General features: G+C 55.0%; 15 protein-coding genes and 1 other RNA gene. 10 read left to right on the forward strand and 6 right to left on the reverse strand.

Annotation, left to right across the window (positions count from 1 at the left end):
• The first annotated feature begins 2 nt into the window (after positions 1-2).
• The 6 genes from smc (at position 3) to EI969_RS16895 (ending at position 10,224) form a co-directional block, all read left to right on the forward strand.
• Positions 3-3,491: a chromosome segregation protein SMC gene (gene smc, locus EI969_RS16870; protein ID WP_160388790.1), complete on the forward strand. Its 3,489-nt coding sequence runs from the start codon at positions 3-5 to the stop codon at positions 3,489-3,491.
• A 258-nt stretch (positions 3,492-3,749) separates the two neighbouring features.
• On the forward strand, positions 3,750-4,604 hold the full coding sequence (zipA, locus tag EI969_RS16875) for a cell division protein ZipA (protein WP_160388791.1): 855 nt from the start codon (positions 3,750-3,752) through the stop codon (positions 4,602-4,604).
• Between the two features lie 166 nt (positions 4,605-4,770).
• The gene (gene ligA, locus EI969_RS16880) at positions 4,771-7,128 is read left to right on the forward strand and encodes an NAD-dependent DNA ligase LigA (protein ID WP_160388792.1); all 2,358 of its coding nucleotides are present in this window, start codon (positions 4,771-4,773) and stop codon (positions 7,126-7,128) included.
• 140 nt (positions 7,129-7,268) lie between these two features.
• Positions 7,269-8,435 (forward strand): putative zinc-binding metallopeptidase, encoded by a 1,167-nt coding sequence (locus EI969_RS16885; RefSeq protein WP_160388793.1) that lies wholly within the window; start codon positions 7,269-7,271, stop codon positions 8,433-8,435.
• A 111-nt stretch (positions 8,436-8,546) separates the two neighbouring features.
• Positions 8,547-8,643: signal recognition particle sRNA small type (gene ffs / locus EI969_RS16890), an RNA gene on the forward strand.
• 432 nt (positions 8,644-9,075) lie between these two features.
• On the forward strand, positions 9,076-10,224 hold the full coding sequence (locus EI969_RS16895) for a DNA sulfur modification protein DndB (RefSeq protein ID WP_160388794.1): 1,149 nt from the start codon (positions 9,076-9,078) through the stop codon (positions 10,222-10,224).
• Positions 10,225-10,423: 199 nt separating this feature from the next.
• Here the strand turns inward: EI969_RS16895 and EI969_RS16900 are convergent, their stop codons facing one another.
• From EI969_RS16900 to EI969_RS30800, 6 genes are all read right to left on the reverse strand, one after another.
• Positions 10,424-10,642, reverse strand: a complete 219-nt coding sequence (locus EI969_RS16900; RefSeq protein WP_160388795.1) for a hypothetical protein — start codon at positions 10,640-10,642, stop codon at positions 10,424-10,426.
• 223 nt (positions 10,643-10,865) lie between these two features.
• Positions 10,866-11,273 (reverse strand): hypothetical protein, encoded by a 408-nt coding sequence (locus EI969_RS16905; RefSeq protein WP_160388796.1) that lies wholly within the window; start codon positions 11,271-11,273, stop codon positions 10,866-10,868.
• Positions 11,270-11,674 (reverse strand): hypothetical protein, encoded by a 405-nt coding sequence (locus tag EI969_RS16910; protein ID WP_160388797.1) that lies wholly within the window; start codon positions 11,672-11,674, stop codon positions 11,270-11,272. The genes EI969_RS16905 and EI969_RS16910 overlap by 4 nt, the downstream gene beginning before the upstream one ends.
• A 312-nt stretch (positions 11,675-11,986) precedes the next feature.
• Positions 11,987-13,405 carry a DUF4062 domain-containing protein gene (locus EI969_RS16915; RefSeq protein WP_160388798.1) on the reverse strand — a complete coding sequence of 473 codons (1,419 nt, stop codon included), beginning with the start codon at positions 13,403-13,405 and terminating at the stop codon, positions 11,987-11,989.
• 438 nt (positions 13,406-13,843) lie between these two features.
• Complete coding sequence (locus EI969_RS30795) at positions 13,844-14,278, reverse strand: hypothetical protein (protein WP_305989805.1); 435 nt, start codon at positions 14,276-14,278, stop codon at positions 13,844-13,846.
• Positions 14,279-14,323: 45 nt separating this feature from the next.
• Positions 14,324-14,572: a recombinase family protein gene (locus EI969_RS30800; RefSeq protein WP_305989806.1), complete on the reverse strand. Its 249-nt coding sequence runs from the start codon at positions 14,570-14,572 to the stop codon at positions 14,324-14,326.
• Positions 14,573-14,923: 351 nt separating this feature from the next.
• On the opposite strand from EI969_RS30800, the gene EI969_RS16925 reads away from it, so the two are divergent.
• The 4 genes from EI969_RS16925 (at position 14,924) to EI969_RS16940 (ending at position 18,362) form a co-directional block, all read left to right on the forward strand.
• Positions 14,924-15,931 carry a hypothetical protein gene (locus EI969_RS16925; protein WP_160388799.1) on the forward strand — a complete coding sequence of 336 codons (1,008 nt, stop codon included), beginning with the start codon at positions 14,924-14,926 and terminating at the stop codon, positions 15,929-15,931.
• A gap of 156 nt (positions 15,932-16,087) precedes the next feature.
• On the forward strand, positions 16,088-16,507 hold the full coding sequence (locus tag EI969_RS16930; RefSeq protein WP_160388800.1) for a DNA mismatch endonuclease Vsr: 420 nt from the start codon (positions 16,088-16,090) through the stop codon (positions 16,505-16,507).
• Positions 16,504-17,715 (forward strand): DNA cytosine methyltransferase, encoded by a 1,212-nt coding sequence (locus EI969_RS16935; protein ID WP_160388801.1) that lies wholly within the window; start codon positions 16,504-16,506, stop codon positions 17,713-17,715. Before EI969_RS16930 ends, EI969_RS16935 begins: the two co-directional genes overlap by 4 nt.
• Positions 17,712-18,362, forward strand: coding sequence for an Eco29kI family restriction endonuclease (locus tag EI969_RS16940; RefSeq protein ID WP_160388802.1), 651 nt, complete (start codon positions 17,712-17,714; stop codon positions 18,360-18,362). The genes EI969_RS16935 and EI969_RS16940 overlap by 4 nt, the downstream gene beginning before the upstream one ends.
• The last annotated feature ends 140 nt before the right edge of the window (positions 18,363-18,502 follow it).

Consider the following 18,502-nt stretch of genomic DNA (forward strand, 5'->3'; position numbering starts at 1 on the left):
GCGTGCGGCTCAAGTGCATCAAGCTGGCGGGATTCAAGTCCTTCGTCGATCCGACCACGGTGAACTTTCCCAGTAACATGGCGGCGGTGGTCGGGCCCAATGGTTGCGGCAAGTCGAACATTATCGACGCCGTACGCTGGGTGATGGGCGAAAGTTCGGCGAAGAACCTCCGTGGCGAGTCGATGACCGACGTCATCTTCAACGGCTCCACCAGCCGCAAGCCGGTGAGCCAGGCGAGCATCGAACTGGTGTTCGATAACTCCGACGGCACCTTGCTCGGCGAATACGCCGCCTATGCGGAAATCTCCATTCGCCGCAAAGTGACCCGCGACAGCCAGACCACCTATTACCTCAACGGCACCAAATGCCGGCGCCGCGACATCACCGATATCTTTCTCGGCACGGGCCTTGGCCCGCGCAGCTACTCGATCATCGAGCAGGGGATGATCTCCAAGCTGATCGAGTCCAAGCCCGAAGACCTGCGCAACTTCATCGAAGAAGCCGCAGGCATCTCCAAGTACAAGGAGCGCCGGCGCGAGACCGAGAACCGCATCCGCCGTACCCACGAAAACCTGGAGCGCCTGACCGACCTGCGCGAAGAGCTTACGCGTCAGCTCGAACGCCTGCACCGCCAGGCCGAGGCAGCCAAGAAGTATCAGGAATACAAGGGCGAGGAGCGTCAGCTCAAGGCCCAGCTGTCGGCCCTGCGCTGGCAGGCGCTGAACGATCAGGTCGGCCAGCGTGAAGCGATCATCGGCAATCAGGAGGTTTCTTTCGAAGCCCTGGTGGCCGAGCAGCGCAATGCCGACGCGAGCATCGAGCGCCTGCGTGACGGGCATCACGACCTGTCGGAACGCTTCAATCTGGTGCAAGGGCGCTTCTACTCGGTCGGTGGCGACATCGCCCGGGTCGAGCAGAGCATCCAGCACGGCCAGCAGCGCTTGCGCCAGTTGCAGGACGATTTGAAAGAGGCCGAGCGCGCTCGCCTGGAAACCGAATCCCACCTGGGTCACGACCGCACGCTGCTGCTGACCTTGGGCGAAGAGCTGGACATGCTCACCCCGGAGCAGGAAGTCACCAGCGCCGCCGCCGAAGAGGCCGCTGCCGCCCTGGAAGAATCCGAAACCACCATGCATGGCTGGCAGGAGCAGTGGGATACGTTCAACCTCACTGCCGCCGAGCCGCGTCGTCAGGCCGAAGTGCAGCAGTCGCGGATCCAGCAGTTGGAAACCAGCCTGGAGCGCCTGGCCGATCGCCAGAAGCGTCTTGGCGAAGAACGCGCCTTGCTCTCGGCAGATCCCGAAGACGCGGCAATCATGGAGCTCAGCGAGCAGCTCGCGGAATCTGAAGCGACCCTTGAAGATTTGCAGACCAGTGAAGAGGCTCAGGTCGAAAAGCTCGAGCAACTGCGCCAGCAATTGCAGCAGACGCTGACAGCGCAGCAACAGGCCCAGGGCGATTTGCAGCGACTCAACGGTCGCCTGGCTTCGCTCGAAGCCTTGCAGCAGGCCGCGCTCGATCCGGGCACCGGTACCGCCGAATGGTTGCGCGAACAGAACCTGGCGAATCGCCCGCGCCTGGCCGAAGGCCTGAAGGTTGAAGCCGGTTGGGAGCTCGCGGTGGAAACCGTGCTCGGTGCCGACCTGCAAGCGGTGCTGGTGGACGATTTCAACGATTTCGATTTGTCCGGGTTTGCCCAGGGCGATTTGCGTTTGCTCAGCCCGGCCAGCGATGGCGTACGGGTGCCGGGCAGCTTGCTGGAGAAGGTCGAGGCACAGATCGATCTGTCGCCTTGGCTGGGGCAAGTCAAACCCGTCGACAGCCTCGAACAGGCCTTGGCCTTGCGCGGACAATTGGCGGTCGGGCAGAGCCTGATCAGCCGTGACGGTTACTGGGTCGGTCGGCATTTCCTGCGGGTGCGTCGGGCCAGTGAAGCGGAAAGCGGCGTGCTCGCCCGCGGTCAGGAAATCCAGCAACTGGGCCTTGAGCGCGACGAGCGCGAAGCCGCCGTCGAAACCCTGGAAACCCAGCTTCAAAATCTAAGGGCGCAGCAGCGTCAGCAGGAGAACGGTCGCGAACATCTGCGCCGCCTGCTGCAGGACGAAGCCCGCCAGCAAGGTGAATTGAAGGCGCAATTGTCGGCCGGTAAAGCCAAGGCCGAGCAATTGACCCTGCGCCGCAGCCGCCTCGACGAAGAACTCATCGAACTGGACGAACAGCGCGCGCTGGAGCACGAAAACATCGGCGAAGCGCGCCTGCAATTGCAGGAAGCCCTCGACAGCATGGCGCTGGACACCGAGCAGCGCGAGCTGTTGCTGGCCCAGCGCGACAGCCTGCGCGAGCGCCTGGACCGAGTGCGTCAGGAAGCGCGGCAACACAAGGATCATGCCCATCAGTTGGCGGTGCGTCTGGGTTCGCTCAAGGCGCAGCACGATTCGACGCGCCAGGCGCTGGAGCGTCTGGAAATGCAGTCCGAGCGCCTGACTGAAAAGCGCGAGCAACTGAGCCTCAACCTGGAGGAGGGCGAGGCGCCGCTGGAGGAGCTGCGCCTGAAGCTCGAGGAGCTGCTCGACAAACGCATGACCGTCGACGTAGAACTCAAGACTGCGCAGATCGCCCTCGAAGACGCCGACCGCGAATTGCGCGACGCCGAGAAGCGCCGCAGCCAGGCCGAACAGCAATCCCAGTTGATTCGCAGCCAGCTCGAAACCCAGCGCATGGAATGGCAAGCCCTGACCGTGCGCCGCAAGGCCTTGCAGGACCAGTTGCTCGAAGACGGCTACGATCTTCACGGCGTACTCGCGACGTTGACCGCCGAGGCCAGCGAGAAGGAAGCCGAGGAAGAACTCGAGCGCATTGCCGCGCGGATTGCGCGCCTCGGCGCGATCAACCTCGCGGCCATCGACGAATACCAGCAACAGTCCGAGCGCAAACGTTATCTGGATGCGCAAAACGACGATCTGGTGGAAGCACTGGAGACGCTGGAAAACGTCATCCGCAAGATCGACAAGGAAACCCGTAACCGCTTCAAGGATACCTTTGATCAGATCAATGGCGGTTTACAGGCGCTTTTCCCAAAAGTTTTCGGTGGAGGACGCGCGTATTTGGAACTGACGGGCGAAGATCTACTCGATACAGGGGTGACGATCATGGCGCAGCCGCCAGGAAAGAAGAACAGCACCATCCATTTGCTCTCCGGCGGCGAAAAAGCCCTGACCGCATTGGCCCTGGTTTTTGCGATCTTCAAGTTGAATCCGGCGCCGTTCTGCATGCTCGATGAAGTTGACGCGCCGCTGGATGACGCTAACGTTGGACGCTACGCAAATTTGGTTAAAGAGATGTCTCAGACAGTGCAGTTCATCTATATCACCCACAACAAGATCGCCATGGAAATGGCCGATCAACTGATGGGTGTGACGATGCACGAACCCGGTTGTTCACGTCTGGTGGCAGTGGATGTCGAGGAGGCGATGGCGATGGTGGATGCCTGAGTCCTGGTCGCGGGAAGGCGTGTTTGTGGATTACAGGACTCTTTTCCTCGCTTCGACTTGCTGGCCAATCGACATATTCGCGCTAGCCAACGTGGTAGACGGTGTAAAGTTGCCTTTGGTCGTGCTAGTTTAATGTCAATTTTTCGTATACGTGGGCAAAACGCCTGTCAGAACATAGAGTTGGCGCCACGTTTTAAAGCGGTTTGCAGGTTGTAAACCCCTTATTTTTCAGCATTTTTTATAGAGGCACGGGATTACATGGAAATCGGTCTGCGCGAGTGGCTGATCGTCATCGGCATTATTGTCATTGCCGGTATTCTTTTTGATGGCTGGCGCCGGATGCGCGGCGGCAAGGGAAAACTGAAGTTCCGTCTTGACCGAAGTCTGTCCAACCTGCCCGAAGAGGACAGCAGCGCCGAGCTGCTGGGCCCGCCGCGAGTGCTGGACAACCATAAAGAGCCGCAACTGGACGAGCAGGATCTGCCGTCGGTGAGCATGCCGGCCCGGGAGCCTCGCGAGTCGGGCTCCAAGCGCGGCAAGCGTGGCCACGGCGAGCCTTCCCAGGGTGACATGAACCTCAGCCTGGACCTGGACGGCGGCCCGAGCTTCAGCAGCCGCGACGACGATTTCCCGGATGAAACCAAGTCCTCGTCATCGCTCAATGACAAAGAACAGCCACAAGCTGAAGAAGTGCTGGTGATCAGCGTGATCTGCCGCGACGCTGCCGGCTTCAAGGGCCCGGCGCTGTTGCAGAACATTCTGGAAAGCGGCCTGCGTTTCGGCGAGATGGATATTTTCCACCGTCACGAAAGCATGGCAGGCAACGGTGAAGTGCTGTTCTCCATGGCCAACGCCGTCAAGCCGGGCGTATTCGACCTGGACGACATCGACCACTTCAGCACTCCGGCGGTGAGCTTCTTCCTGGGCCTGCCTGGCCCTCGTCATCCGAAGCAAGCCTTCGATGTGATGGTGGCAGCGGCGCGTAAACTGTCCCAGGAGCTGAACGGTGAGCTGAAGGACGATCAGCGCAGCGTACTGACCGCCCAGACGATCGAGCACTACCGTCAGCGCATCGTCGAATTCGAGCGCCGCGCCCTGACCCAGAAGCGCTGATATTGGCAATGTGTGGGCATGACTGCCACGCACTGTAGGAGCCGGCTTGCTGGCGATGCGGACTTGAAACCGCCATCGCCGGCAAGCCGGACTCCTACAATGAATCTGCGCCGCATCAACAGATTGAGCAGCCTCGGCTGCTCTTTTGCTTTATGAGAGAACACCCATGACCGCCGCCAAGAACCGCATTTTAGAGCTGCGCGCTGAGCTGGATCAGCACAACTATCGCTACCACGTGCTCGACGAGCCGAGCATTCCGGACGCCGAATACGACCGCTTGTTCAACGAGCTCAAGGCGCTGGAAGCGGCCAATCCCGAACTGATCACCAGCGACTCGCCGACCCAGCGAGTGGGCAGCGCGGCACTGTCGGCGTTTAACCAGGTGCGTCACGAAGTGCCGATGCTCAGCCTCGGCAACGCCTTCGAAGAAACCGACATGCGCGAGTTCGATCGTCGCGTGACCGAAGGCCTGGATTTGCCGGCGGGCGATCTGTTCGGTGGCGGCGCAGCCGTTGAATATAGTTGTGAGCCCAAGCTCGATGGCCTGGCCGTCAGCCTGCTGTATCAGGACGGTGTCCTGGTGCGCGGCGCCACCCGCGGTGACGGCACCACGGGCGAAGACATCAGCGTCAACGTGCGCACGGTGCGCAACATTCCGCTCAAGCTGCAGGGCACTGGCTGGCCGGCGACCCTGGAAGTGCGCGGCGAAGTGTTCATGTCCAAGGCCGGTTTCGAGCGGCTCAACGCCACGCAGCTGGAAGTCGGCGGCAAGACCTTTGCCAACCCGCGCAACGCGGCGGCGGGCAGTTTGCGCCAGCTCGATTCGAAGATCACCGCCAACCGTCCACTGGAATTCTGCTGCTACGGCATCGGCCAGGTGTCGGCGGACATTGCCGATACGCACATCGGCAATCTGCAGCAACTCAAGGCCTGGGGCATGCCGATCAGCCACGAACTGAAACTGGCGCAGGGCATCGCCGAATGCCTGGATTACTACCGCGACATCGGTGAGCGGCGCAACGCGCTGCCTTATGAAATCGATGGCGTGGTGTTCAAGGTCAACAGCATTGCCTCCCAGCGCGAGTTGGGTTTTCGTGCCCGTGAGCCGCGCTGGGCCATCGCCCACAAGTTTCCGGCGATGGAAGAGCTGACCGAACTGCTCGACGTGGAATTCCAGGTCGGCCGCACCGGTGCGGTGACGCCGGTGGCGCGTCTGAAGCCGGTCAAGGTCGCGGGCGTCACGGTGGCCAACGCCACGCTGCACAACATGGACGAAGTCGCGCGCCTGGGCCTGATGATCGGCGACACGGTGATCATCCGCCGCGCCGGTGACGTGATTCCGCAAGTGGTGCAAGTGGTCATGGAGCGTCGTCCGGAAGATGCGCGGCCGGTGCAGATCCCCGAACAGTGCCCGGTGTGCGGCTCCCATGTCGAGCGCACGCAACTGATCAAGCGCAGCAAGGGCCGCGAGACGGTCAGCGAAGGCGCGGTGTACCGCTGCGTCGGCCGCCTGGCCTGTGGTGCGCAACTCAAGCAGGCAATCATCCACTTCGTTTCCCGTCGCGCCATGGACATCGAAGGCCTGGGCGAGAAGAGTGTCGAGCAACTGGTCGACGAAGGCCTGGTGAGTTCGCCGGCCGACCTGTACGCCCTGACTTTCGAGCAGATCGTCGATCTGGAAGGTTTTGCCGAACTGTCGAGCAAGAACCTGCTCGGCGCCATCGAAGACAGCAAGAAACCGGGCCTGGCGCGGTTCATCTACGCCCTCGGGATTCCCGATGTCGGCGAGGAAACGGCCAAGGTGCTGGCGCGTTCCCTGGGGTCGCTGGAGCGGGTGCAGCAGGCCTTGCCGCAAGTGCTGACGTACTTGCCGGACGTCGGCCTGGAAGTCGCGCACGAGATCCACAGCTTCTTCGAGGACGCGCATAACCAGCAGGTGATTGCTGATTTGCTCAAGCACGGTCTGCAGATTCAGGATCAGGGCGAGTTGGGCGCCGAGTTTTCCGCGAGCACCACCCTGGGTGGTTTTCTCGACAAGCTGCATATCCCCTTGGTCGGTCCGGGCGGGGCGCAGAAACTGGCGGACAAATTCGGCTCGCTGCAGGCGGTGATCGGTGCGGACTGGCTCGACATGCGTCAGGCGCTGCCGGAGAAACAGGCCAATTCGGTGCGCGAGTTCTTTGCGCTGGAAGCCAATCGCCAACTGGCCGAAGCGGCGGAGAAGCAACTGCTCGATTTCGGCATGCACTGGCAGAGCGAGAAGAAGGTCGTCGAAGGCCTGCCGCTGGCCGGACAGACCTGGGTGCTGACCGGCTCGCTGGAACTGATGAGCCGCGACGTGGCCAAGGACAAGCTCGAAAGCCTCGGTGCCAAGGTCGCAGGTTCGGTGTCGGCCAAGACCCATTGCGTGGTGGCCGGGCCGGGTGCCGGTTCGAAGTTGACCAAGGCCAATGAGCTGGGGTTGAAGGTGCTGGATGAAGAGGCGTTTGTGGCGTTTTTGAGTCAGCAGGGTATTTCGGTGTGACGCCCATCGCTGGCAAGCCAGCTCCTACAGGCGTAGGAGCTGGCTTGCCAGCGATGGCGATTTCAACCGCGCCACAAGAAGCGGGAACGATCCTCGCCGGAGAATGATCTAGTCTTGGCAAGCCCCAGGGAGAGATCGCCATGTACCGCTTCTTCGAACAGCTCAGCTCGCGCATCGCCGCGCCGTTCATGGCCGAGAGTTCGCGCAACAGCAAGGTCTGGCCCTGTCGTTGCGGGCAGTCGCTGTTTTTTCGCAACAGCCAGTGCCTGGCCTGCTCGGCGGCGTTGGGGTATCAGCCGCAGCAGAGTCGCTTGTCCTCCCTGCAACCGGGTGTGCAAACGGGCACCTGGCTGCTTGATGTCGATCCCGGGGGCGGGCTGTTTCGACGCTGCGCCAACCTCGATTCCCCGGCGGCCTGCAATTGGTTGCTGCCTGCCAATGACCACGAGGTTCTGTGCATTGCCTGCAGCCTCAATCGCACCATTCCCGATCTGTCGATCGCCGAGAACCACGAGCGCTGGCGCAAGGTGGAAATCGCCAAGCGGCGCCTGGTCGCGCAACTGGTCAGCCTCGGGCTGCCAGTCATCCCGAAAAGCGTGGACGAAGACATCGGCCTTGCGTTTGATTTCATCGGCGTCGACCGCGAAGGCAAGCCGCCCACCACGGGTCATGCCAACGGCCTGATCACCCTCGATATCAAGGAAGCCGACGACGCGCACCGCGAGCAGGTGCGGGTGCAGATGCACGAACCCTATCGCACGTTGCTCGGGCATTTTCGTCATGAGGTCGGGCATTACTACTGGGACCGATTGATCGCCAACAGCCAATGGCTGGAGCCCTTTCGCCAACTGTTCGGCGATGAACGCGCGAGCTATGCCGAAGCCCTCGAGCGACATTATCAGCAGGGCGCGCCGCTCGACTGGCAACAGCACTACGTCAGCGCCTACGCGACCATGCACCCTTGGGAAGACTGGGCCGAAACCTGGGCGCATTACCTGCACATGATGGACGCCGTGGATACCGCGCTGGGTTTTGGCATGAGCGCGCGGGAAATGGACTTCGACTATCAGCCGTTTCCGTCGGATACCCTCTACGATCCACAGCATCCCGGTGGCACGGCGTTTCTGTCGTTCGTCAATGCGTGGATCGAACTGGCGGGCATGCTCAATGAGCTGTCACGCAGCATGGGGCAGCCGGATTTCTATCCGTTCGTCCTGCCGCCAGCCGTCATTGCCAGGCTGCACTTTATTCACCTGGTGATCCAGCAAGAGGGCGGCAGGGCGGACGAGGTGCTTGAGGCGCAATAGCAAGTGCTTGAACCCCCTCATGTTTTTAATCCGAAACCAACGGTTGTAACTTCGTCTCAGATAGGTACAATGGCGCGGCTCGCCGACTGGTGAGCGTCGTTATGGTGACCCTATCGGTCCCCCCGCAACGATTACCCGTGAACCTGGTCAGAGCCGGAAGGCAGCAGCCACAGCGGGAACATTGTGTGCCGGGGTGTGGCTGGTAGGGTTACCACCTATCTCTAAGTCCTTGATTCTACAAGGATTTGTCAGTAAAAAATCTCGAAGTGTGACAGCGTTTAGGTACACCTATGTGGTGCACTGAGCTGTTGATTTTATCGTTATCATTTTCCCCGCGCTACAGGATGTCTTCGCAGTATGAGCGTATGTGCTTTATGCCCTATCGACTGATGATCTGAAGACTGTCCTTCAAATAGCTCGAGATCGACCAGTCGTCAGCTCGAGTAGCTGAATTCAGAAAAAATCCCATCTCGAGTTTGACAACGCTCAACTCTATACCAGAATAAAAAAACCGGCCCTCTTACGGTCAATAATAGGGACGGTTCTGGCAGGGGCGAACCCATGCGCTTTGCAACGATGATGGTAAGTCCGAGGCTAGATATTCTCAACTTAATAGAGAGCGCTCGAGATGGGTACGAAAATGAACCCGACTAACGGACACATCATTGTTGGTTCCTGCCTAGATGGCCATCGCTTTATCGGCCGTGTCATGGCTTCACAGCTTTTTCAGATCGCGCCTGACCCAAGGGACAGTGAGAACAAGAAAAAGCTAGATACTTCTGTTGAACTGCAGGGAATGCTTTCTGTGCGGGAAGAGGTCCAGCGGATGTTTGAAGGCGCCAAAAAGAAAAACGTGCCTGCTTACGCTGAATATATAATTAGTCTTAAAAATGGCGCAGATGGCATTACCCCACCGATTACCCTTTATTCAGAACAAGCACTAGATTTTGAAGAGCACGAGGATAATTCCTGTAGTATTCAAGTGCCGTGGGACCAAAAACTTGTTGCTATCGATGGTGAGACCCAATTGGCAGCACGACATGAAGCAGCCAACATCGATGAAGCGACCAAAAAACTTTGGGTGCCGGTTTACATCTGTCATGGGCTTGATAAGGGGTGGGCACGCCAATCTTTTCATGACTTGAATACATTGGGCGTACGCCCAAATCAGGCCTTAAGCCTAGGAATGGACGCTCGTGATCCGCTAACCCAGGTCACTCGACACCTTGAAAGGAACGTCCCATTCCTGAGGAACCATGTAAACAAAGTTCGTCGGCAGCTTCGGTCCACTGACGCACATATTGTTACCATCACTACGTTACGTAACGCCTGCGTGACGTTTGCTAAGGGTATTAATGGGGTTCAATACGGTAGTCGCCCTGTTCCCATTGATCCAGAGCTTCTGCCGAAGATCGAGAAAGCTGCGGTAGAGTGGTTCACCGCTGTTTCAGAGGCGATTGGGCCAGCATTAGAGGATCGTACTAATAAACTGGCTTCGGCACCTGCGGTATTCGCTGCCGTCGGTGCTCTAGGATCGCCGCTGCTACAAATTGAAGATGATGAGCTGAGGCTTATGCGGGCGAAAGAATTGGCTTTCGAGCTTAAAAGTATTGATTGGACGCGACACGCTCGTTGGGCTGGCATCGCTGGCAAGTTAAGCCCCAAAAATGTGTTGTCCGTTGGTGGTGCAAAAGAGACTGCTTATGCCGTTTACTCTGCACTGGCTGATGATACAAACACTGCATATAAAGCTATCCGTCCTGCAGTCGCTGTATCAGAGCTTCTGTAAGAGATCATGTAGCACTTCCGAGTAGGGCTTCCTAAGGGGGCCCGCTCTCCAATTTTCTGTTTAATGTTGGAGTTGCGTATTTCGGGGAGGCGGAGCTTGGATTAAGCTAGGTGGACGATTGTACCCAGGAAGCGGCCTTCCCAGGCCTGACCTCGGCCCTTGGCTACTTTTTGGCTAGAAGCGAGAGGGTAGATGCAACCTATGATTGCCGCAGCCGCATGATGGCATCTGTGATCGCTTGAGCGTTCGCGTCCAGCGTTTCCATGGCCGCCATTGCGTTAGCGGCGACACTTCCCACTCCATTTTCTGAGAGCCACTTGGTGATCTCTTCTATAGCAGCACCTAGGGCGTGCTGGTTGTGCAGGAGCAGCGTCAATGCATCCGCTGTGGCGATGTTGGGTTCTGTGTTATCTGACATGGGTATCGTCCTTGGGTGAGGTGTGAAAATCCTAGTTCATTTTGCCGCTGGTTGGGACTGGGTGGGTAATTTTTCGCGTCTATCCCCCTCGTTTACATTCGAACTGACTAGTTATTTGGGCCGCTCAACTAGCACGTTTCCTCTCGATCACCGGCAGAAGAAGACCGGAAATTTAAAACCGTGAATTTGATAAGCCTAGGTTGGTTAAGTTACTTTGGTTTGGCTAGTCACGTTTGTAATAATCAAGCTGGTCTAGTGGAACAACAACTGTCCAGTTTTCAGGAGGCGCCGTCAATATTAACGTCTTAAGCTGATCACTAGGTAATGAGTATAGTTTCTTCTCTACTTGATACAGGTTATGCTTTTGCGCTTTTTTCCCATCGAGATCAAATCCGTCCCGTACAGGTTTGTTTCGGTACATTTCCAGTGATGACTCCTGGTGATCAGTTAGGCTCACTTTGGCAGTCAGGATGTTCATATCCGCGTTCTTCATAATCGATACGACGCAAGCCCTGACGCAGGGCGGATCAGGTTTGAAAGGAACTTCATCACATTTGCACTTGATATTTTCTCCAGAAGCTTGCAGAGAGGTTGCTATCACAAGTGCAAATATACCCAGTATTCTATTCATTGCGTCCCGCTCCGGTTTTCAGCTGCTCGGAATGCAATCCACCAAACCATGTAGAAAAAAAGCCAAATCGCGAAAAATAATACGGCTAACCGCAGATAGTTCAATTGGTCATCATAGGAACCGTTCGCCAAGGAAAAAATACCCATCAATACTTGATCAGTCTTTGCAACCGTTGCAGCAAGGTAATGCCGAAGAACTGAATCGCCAGAAAACATCGAGAGCAACAGAAACGCCCAGCTGATAATCAATAAAAAGTACATCGACCTTACTTTGGTGTTTGGTGGACTAATGTGGGTGGTCCCAAACACCAACAACACACTGCCTCCCAAAAATGCGCTTGAAAGATTTACCAGCTGCTGTGAGCTGGCGGATATCGCTGCCAATGACTCCAACGTGTTCATCACAAGCCTCCAAAATCGACTCGACAGGGCTATCTCTTGATACACGCTAGCAGATGGTGGAAAGCTTAGATAAAGATAGCGCTCACTTCAGCTATGGGGACGTCGCGATGGAGTGTTATGGGGTGGGGTGAGCGATTACCCAACGACGGCTTGTGGCCGATTGTAGCCTGTCAGAAAGGGCTTCTGCCGACCCATAGCTGCCCTTCTTGAAAGGGCAGCTAACGGCCAAGAGCTACCGCTCACAGCGAGTGGTAAATGGATAGGATCACGCACGCCATTGTCGACTTAACCTGAGTCGATTCAATCCCGCGATTAACTAAAAGCCATCCTCATTCTGCTTAAGATGGAGTCCACAGCGGTGGTTATATCGGTGCCTTTGAATATTTTATATGGGAAAGTGTATTTCATATCCTTGTCATCTGTTTTCTTAATTACAAGAACCTCTTCTGATCTAACTTCAATGTCCATGTTTATTTTAGACATGACTGGGTCGGAGTTGATGAATGAAGTTAGTGAGTTGTAAATGAGTTCTTTTCGAGCGTCTTGGGTAGTGATGTAATCTAAAAAAGATACTTCTCCATCGCGAGTATTAACTGCACTTTCAGGGGCTTCAGAGCTACCCTCAATATAAGGCTCGTTAAAGTGCGTTATAAGTGGGGTTGTCCTTCCAGTACGGCTATCAAGTACTGCGCTTATGATTGCGGATTTAGCCTCTTCCCCTAACTCTTTAAAGTCATTCCACTCTTCTAGGAGGCGATAAATTCGATGCAAAGGGATTCGTATCAGAAAATGCGTGCCGTTGGTATTGATAAGAATAGAGCTATATGCTGCAGATCTATCCATCGTGCGATCTGGTTGAACGAAATTGGCAATGCCTAGTTCAGATAATATCTGCTTTAGGGGAGCGTTGGATTTAATTAAGGTGTCAAACTTTTCAGGTGCGATTTCATTTATTAGACTATACGTAAAGTCGATCAAAGTGCGGAAGCGAATAGCGCCTTTCGCAGTTTCCTTCAGTTCGCCACTGGAGATAGAACCAAGGACTGCGGCTTTCAGATCTGCGATTTGACTGCTCAGCAGATCAATGCTCCTGCCATCGGTTATTTTCAACCGTTGCTCGCTCAGCAGTCTTTGAAAAAGACCTGACCATTGTTTTTTTAATTGGATCTCGATATCTTCGAATCGTGAAAACTCAAAAATACTGTTATTTTCGTTTCTTAGTCGTAGAAAATTAATGAATTCAAATATATAGGCGGCAGTTTCCGGCTTGTCTATCGATGAAAACTCAATCTCTTTAATTATGTCTTTATTTTTGTTTTTCTCATAGGTTAAATGATCCCTCATGATTCCTGAGTCAACAAAAGCAAATACAGGGATGCCATTTTGTATGGCTTGCAAGATTTCCGCTTGGGTTATTGATATCTTATACCCACCCTCACCAAATTTTTCCGAACGGCTCATGTCAGATATTTTTTCAAGATCTATCTGCTCGAGTGCTTTAGGGATAATGGTGCCGCCAAACCGAGAGCCAACAACTAGAACCACTACGTCGCAATTTTTAACTTCGCGAAGACAGCTTGTATGGGTGTGGATCTGCGGGTCAAAAATAACTTCGGCTTGATCGCTCATTATAGGCTCGTGACCAAACCCTAACATTACGCTTCGCAATTGGCCTCTTAGCGAGTGGAGGTCGTAGCAGGTAGATGAGATAAAAACCTTTAGGCTTGCCACACAATATCCTTTGGTATAAGCGAATTAGGTGCCATCAGTGGCTTGATCAGCTAGCAGAATATCCAATGATCAGGAGAGTGGAAAGGCGCGTTTCATTCGCATCTCGCTCTTTCGAGCAAAGCCCGATCAATCTGAATCGGCCTAATATTACAAGTGTAATTTAAGTGAGTGCTTTTGGCCGTTGACTGTCGGTCGAAAGCGATCCCTTGAAAGTCGTTGATTCCCGAACTTTTTAAATTCTACACTTGCTCCGGGCTAAAATCGGACGTGTTCGGCTGGCCAGAATATCATCGGATAGGTCTGGGGAATTGGAGAAAGCTCGGTAAGTGTGGCCCGGCGTTAGGCCCGTACACGCTCGCCCGTGAAACCCGATCAACATGATTTCAGAATATCGAGACGTGAACTGGCTACCCTGGAGAGCGTCGCGGTAATCGCTAACTACGAGCTTACAGAGGCTGCATTCGCCTTGCTCATCTCTAGTCCGAGACGTTGCATTACGCGCATCACAGCGGTAGGGGACCACTGCCCTCCACGGGCGGTAGGGATGTTTCGAGCGACGAGACAATCAGCCACGGCCTGTAGGCTTGTGGCGCCCTTGAGAACGCATAGTTCGATAGCGTCCTTCACCCGTGCTGCACGGTCGTCTGCCTGCTGGCGCTGGGTGTCGTGACCTTTGGTGCGATTCAACTGGATACGACCCTTGGCGAGAGCCTGAGAGCGGTTGCTGATCTTCTGGACGGCCTCGGCATCACCACCAGCCGCACGTGCCTCCAGAGACTTCAATGCGGCCCTAGTTCGTTCGCTGATGAAGGTGCGTTCTTGTTCCGCCAGGACCGCGTAGATGTGCAGTTGAAAGGTGTCAGCGGTGGGCATGGTGGCTACCCGGAACTTGTGCGGCTTCATCAGGCCAGCGATGTGTTAAACGTCGCGGCTCATCCGGTCCAGCTTGGCCACCACCACAGGCCGCCCGTCCGCGAATGCTTTGGCCCCTGCTGGACGCTCCAGAGGGTGAATCGAGCCAGAGACGCCAACGTCTTCAAACTCTGCGACCACCACCCATCCTTGCTGCTCGGCGGCGAACTTGACGTACTCCCGCTGGGCATAGAGGCCGAGTCCGGATTCACCCTGACCTTTGGTTGATACACGGTAGTACGCGACAACTTCCATGCAGGTGACTCCGTAAACTAGGCTGATGAGGTTATTTTACAACTGTTAGAATGACCGATTAACAGTTGTAAATGTCTGGGCCGTCATTCCTGCCTGGTCCTGCCGGGTAGTCGATGTACTGGAAAGTGGGCATACATCATCCGAAAGCCACGTCATTCACCGCCCTTTCCCAAAGGGGTGAGGGGGGAAATGTATCAGGAATATGGGTCAGTTAGGAGCTGGGATTCTGAGGTCTATTCTTGATCTGGAACTCGACCAAAACGATTGGAGTGTCACATCCCGAGTAGGTGGAAGGGCGCAGAAATAGCGGGTCTAATGGCGGCCATCTGATGTCATCAAAAGGAGCGGCAAATGTTGGAGCTGGTGGAAACAAAAAGTGAAAAAATTGCCGCCCAACGGCGTTTTGCCAAGGCGATGGAGAGTGCCTGGAATGGGGAGGAACGTCGGACGGTAGCTTGGCGTCCTTCGAGCGAAGTATTGCCGATTGCCCACAACGGCGTGCTTTGGTTCGCCCAGGTAAAGCCTCACGATGATCAGAATACCTTGCGGTACTGGAACTCTTTTGGTGTCTATAACGATTCAGGAAACCTCCAGATAGCCGTTGAGATCAACATTCCTGTCGAGAGCAATTCCAAGGCGGTATCTGGTTTTTTCGCCAAGGATCAGGCTACTGGCTCCGTCTATCTTATGCATGATGGCGGCGTTGGCGGTGGGCGCCCTGGAATAGGTCAGGAAAACTTTCTACGCTGGTCGAGCAAACGGCCTGTACCGGTTATGGCGTCTGACGGGAACTCTCGATTCGGGATAATCGTGAGCGAAATCGATGGTGCAAGCTTGAGCGTCAACGTGTCATCGTTTGTCCAGTCGGTGATTGACTTTAAGGCTGCTGTTACGACGGCGGAGCCCGCTGTGATTGCCGAGGCTGAAGACGGCTTTAGCTACAAGGATTACTTCAAGGAGTTCTCTGGAAGGAAAAAAGGTGTCCGGAAGAAGGAGTTTGAATACATCACCCGACATGGCGACATCGTGCACGCGTTGTCTAGCTGGGTACTCGGGCCGCGCGGAGATTTTGGACGTAAGGTCATTAAAAATGCCTACATCGATCTTGGTGTGCAGGACAGGGAAGGTCGTTTGATTGAGCTATACGAAGTAAAAACGAACGCATCAAGGCAGACCCTCTACACTGCAATTGGCCAATTACTGGTGCACGAAAACCAAGCAGGAGAGGGTGTCAAAAAGGTTGTCGTGGTACCAAAAGGTGAAGTGGTCTCGAGCGATATACAGGGCGCCTTGAAGGCTCTGAGTATTGACATGGTTTTCTTCGAATTACGTGGTCAGGCTGTGTCCATTTGTCGCTGATAAGAGACGGATGATGGCTTACTCACCAAGGTTGCAGGGATGAGCGTATCAATGTGGTGGTTTCTGACGCTCCGATGTCCGAGGTTTCATCGAATCACCAATGTACCCGTTCGGAGCATTTCATAATGAATGGATTCCGTCTGACTGGTAAGATTCGTGGATACGCTGACCCCCTCTGATCGAAGCCTCCGTATGGCTCAGGTGAAGTCAAAGGGGACCAAGCCAGAAATGGTGGTGCGCCGGCTACTTTTTTCAATGGGGTACCGCTATCGGCTTCACGACCGCAGCCTCCCAGGCAACCCAGACATCATCTTCAAAGGCAAGAAGAAAGTCATTTTCGTCCACGGATGCTTTTGGCACCGACACGAAGGCTGTCCACTCGCAAGATTACCTAAGTCTCGGTTGGACTTCTGGATTCCAAAATTGGAAGGCAACAGAGAACGCGATACACGCACGCTGCATCAGCTAAAGTCACTGGGATGGGAAGTCCTTGTGATTTGGGAATGCGAGCTTAAAGATTTGAATTTATTAGAGAAAATGCTGAATGGCTTTCTTGGTCGGGGGGATGCGCAATGAAATCCGTTGAGTTATTCGCGGGTGCGGGCGGCCTTGCTATGGGGTGTGAAATCGCTGGATTTTCACATCTGGCTGTCGTCGAGTGGGATAAGTGGGCTTGCGATACCGTTCGCGAAAACCAGAAGCGCGGCTACCCCCTAGTGCAGCACTGGCAACTACACGAAGGAGATGTACGTGGTTTCGACTGGAGCAGTGTTCCAGAAGGCATTGAGCTGCTTGCCGGTGGTCCCCCGTGCCAACCGTTTTCCATTGGCGGTAAACATGGGGCATACGATGACAGTCGTGACATGTTCCCCGCGACTGTTGAAATCATCCGCACATTAAAGCCAAAAGCGTTCATCGTAGAAAACGTAAAGGGGCTGACACGGGCTGCCTTCGCCAATTACTACCAGTACATTTTACTCCAGCTTGAGTTCCCGGAGTTACCACGTCGGAAGGACGAGGGTTGGCATGATCATTTGATGCGCCTGCAAGCCGAACGAACCTCGGGTAAGCGTAAAGGTAAAGGTCATACCTACAACGTGGTACCAACCCTTGTAAACGCTGCTGATTATGGTGTGCCACAGAAACGGGAGCGGGTCTTCATCGTTGGTTTTAGGGATGACCTCGGAGTTGAATGGTCCATCCCGGAAGAAACTCACAGCTACGATGCCTTACTGCATTCCCAGTGGGTTACCGGTGAATACTGGGCTCGGCATGGTCTTAAGATGCCAGAAGTTCCTACCAAGCTTTTGTCACGAGTCCGTAAGCTGAAGAACGATCTGTTTCCTATGGATAAAGCACCTTGGAGAACGGTTCGTGATGCGATTGCCGATCTTCCTGATCCTGAAACCAAGGCAGCACTGAAAGTGCCTAACCATATGTTTCAGGGTGGTGCTCGTTCATACCCTGGTCATACAGGCAGCCCTTTGGATTTACCAGCTAAAACTCTGAAAGCTGGTGACCACGGCGTACCAGGCGGCGAAAACATGCTCGTCAAGGCAAATGGTGATGTGCGTTATTTCACTGTTCGTGAAAGTGCTCGCATTCAAACCTTCCCCGATGGTTTCCGGTTCCATGGAAGCTGGTCCGAAACGATGCGACAGCTTGGCAATGCGGTACCAGTGTTACTGGCGCAGCGTGTGGCTTCGAGTGTTGCGGAAAAATTGGCGATTGCTGAAATCATCCGTATTCAGAAAACCGTCAAGAAGGTGGTAAACGTCGCATGACGGCCAAAGTCATTCCATTCAATCCGTTGGACAAGAAAAATCTAGGTGCCAGCGTTGCAGAAGCGTTGCTATCCAAGGAGGTTCACCCGCTCAGTGCAATACCTGCATTTGATGGGGCAGGGGTGTACGCGATTTACTACACTGGTGACTTCCCTGCATATGCGCGTTTAGCGTCACTGAATCAAAGTGGGCAGTTCATGCTGCCGATTTATGTAGGCAAGGCTGTTCCTGCCGGAGCCAGAATGGGCGGTGATCTTGGTTCATCACCAGGAAAGGTTCTTCAAAAGCGGTTGAAGGAACATGCTGACAGCATTCGTGCGGCTGAGAACCTGAATATCGATGATTTCCATTGCCGCTTTTTAGTCGTGGACGATATTTGGATTCCGTTGGGTGAATCGCTAATTATCGCGAGATTCACCCCAGTGTGGAATTCGCTAATTGATGGCTTTGGCAACCATAACCCTGGAAAGGGGCGTCATGCTGGGATGCGTCCACGTTGGGACGTGTTACATCCAGGTCGATCATGGGCAATGAATCTTGCCGAACGGCCCGAGAAAGCGAAGGACATTTCAGACGATGCTGAGACCTATCTTCGTGAGCGAGCCCCAAGCCTTTCGACGCAGTTCATAAAGGCAGAAGGCGAATAGCTACTAGCGAAGGGCGGGAATATCAATTTTCACGAAGGGGGCAGTTGAAAAACTGGTCCCTTTTTATTTAGGGTTGTCGCGTAAACTTCCTGATTAGGCCAGCTCCTAACCGCATCATATCGTGCCTCCTTCCCGAGATA

This window comes from Pseudomonas sp. PB101, from assembly GCF_009764265.1.
Lineage (GTDB): Bacteria > Pseudomonadota > Gammaproteobacteria > Pseudomonadales > Pseudomonadaceae > Aquipseudomonas.

Coding starts and splice junctions, on each gene's coding strand:
- EI969_RS16910 (WP_160388797.1), bottom strand. CDS start 11,674: ATGAACACGTTGGAGTCATTGGCAGCGATATCCGCCAGCTCACAGCAG.
- EI969_RS16935 (WP_160388801.1), top strand. CDS start 16,504: ATGAAATCCGTTGAGTTATTCGCGGGTGCGGGCGGCCTTGCTATGGGG.
- EI969_RS16895 (WP_160388794.1), top strand. CDS start 9,076: ATGAACCCGACTAACGGACACATCATTGTTGGTTCCTGCCTAGATGGC.
- EI969_RS16925 (WP_160388799.1), top strand. CDS start 14,924: ATGTTGGAGCTGGTGGAAACAAAAAGTGAAAAAATTGCCGCCCAACGG.
- EI969_RS30795 (WP_305989805.1), bottom strand. CDS start 14,278: ATGCCCACCGCTGACACCTTTCAACTGCACATCTACGCGGTCCTGGCG.
- EI969_RS30800 (WP_305989806.1), bottom strand. CDS start 14,572: ATGGAAGTTGTCGCGTACTACCGTGTATCAACCAAAGGTCAGGGTGAA.
- ligA (WP_160388792.1), top strand. CDS start 4,771: ATGACCGCCGCCAAGAACCGCATTTTAGAGCTGCGCGCTGAGCTGGAT.
- EI969_RS16905 (WP_160388796.1), bottom strand. CDS start 11,273: ATGAATAGAATACTGGGTATATTTGCACTTGTGATAGCAACCTCTCTG.
- EI969_RS16940 (WP_160388802.1), top strand. CDS start 17,712: ATGACGGCCAAAGTCATTCCATTCAATCCGTTGGACAAGAAAAATCTA.
- zipA (WP_160388791.1), top strand. CDS start 3,750: ATGGAAATCGGTCTGCGCGAGTGGCTGATCGTCATCGGCATTATTGTC.
- EI969_RS16900 (WP_160388795.1), bottom strand. CDS start 10,642: ATGTCAGATAACACAGAACCCAACATCGCCACAGCGGATGCATTGACG.
- EI969_RS16885 (WP_160388793.1), top strand. CDS start 7,269: ATGTACCGCTTCTTCGAACAGCTCAGCTCGCGCATCGCCGCGCCGTTC.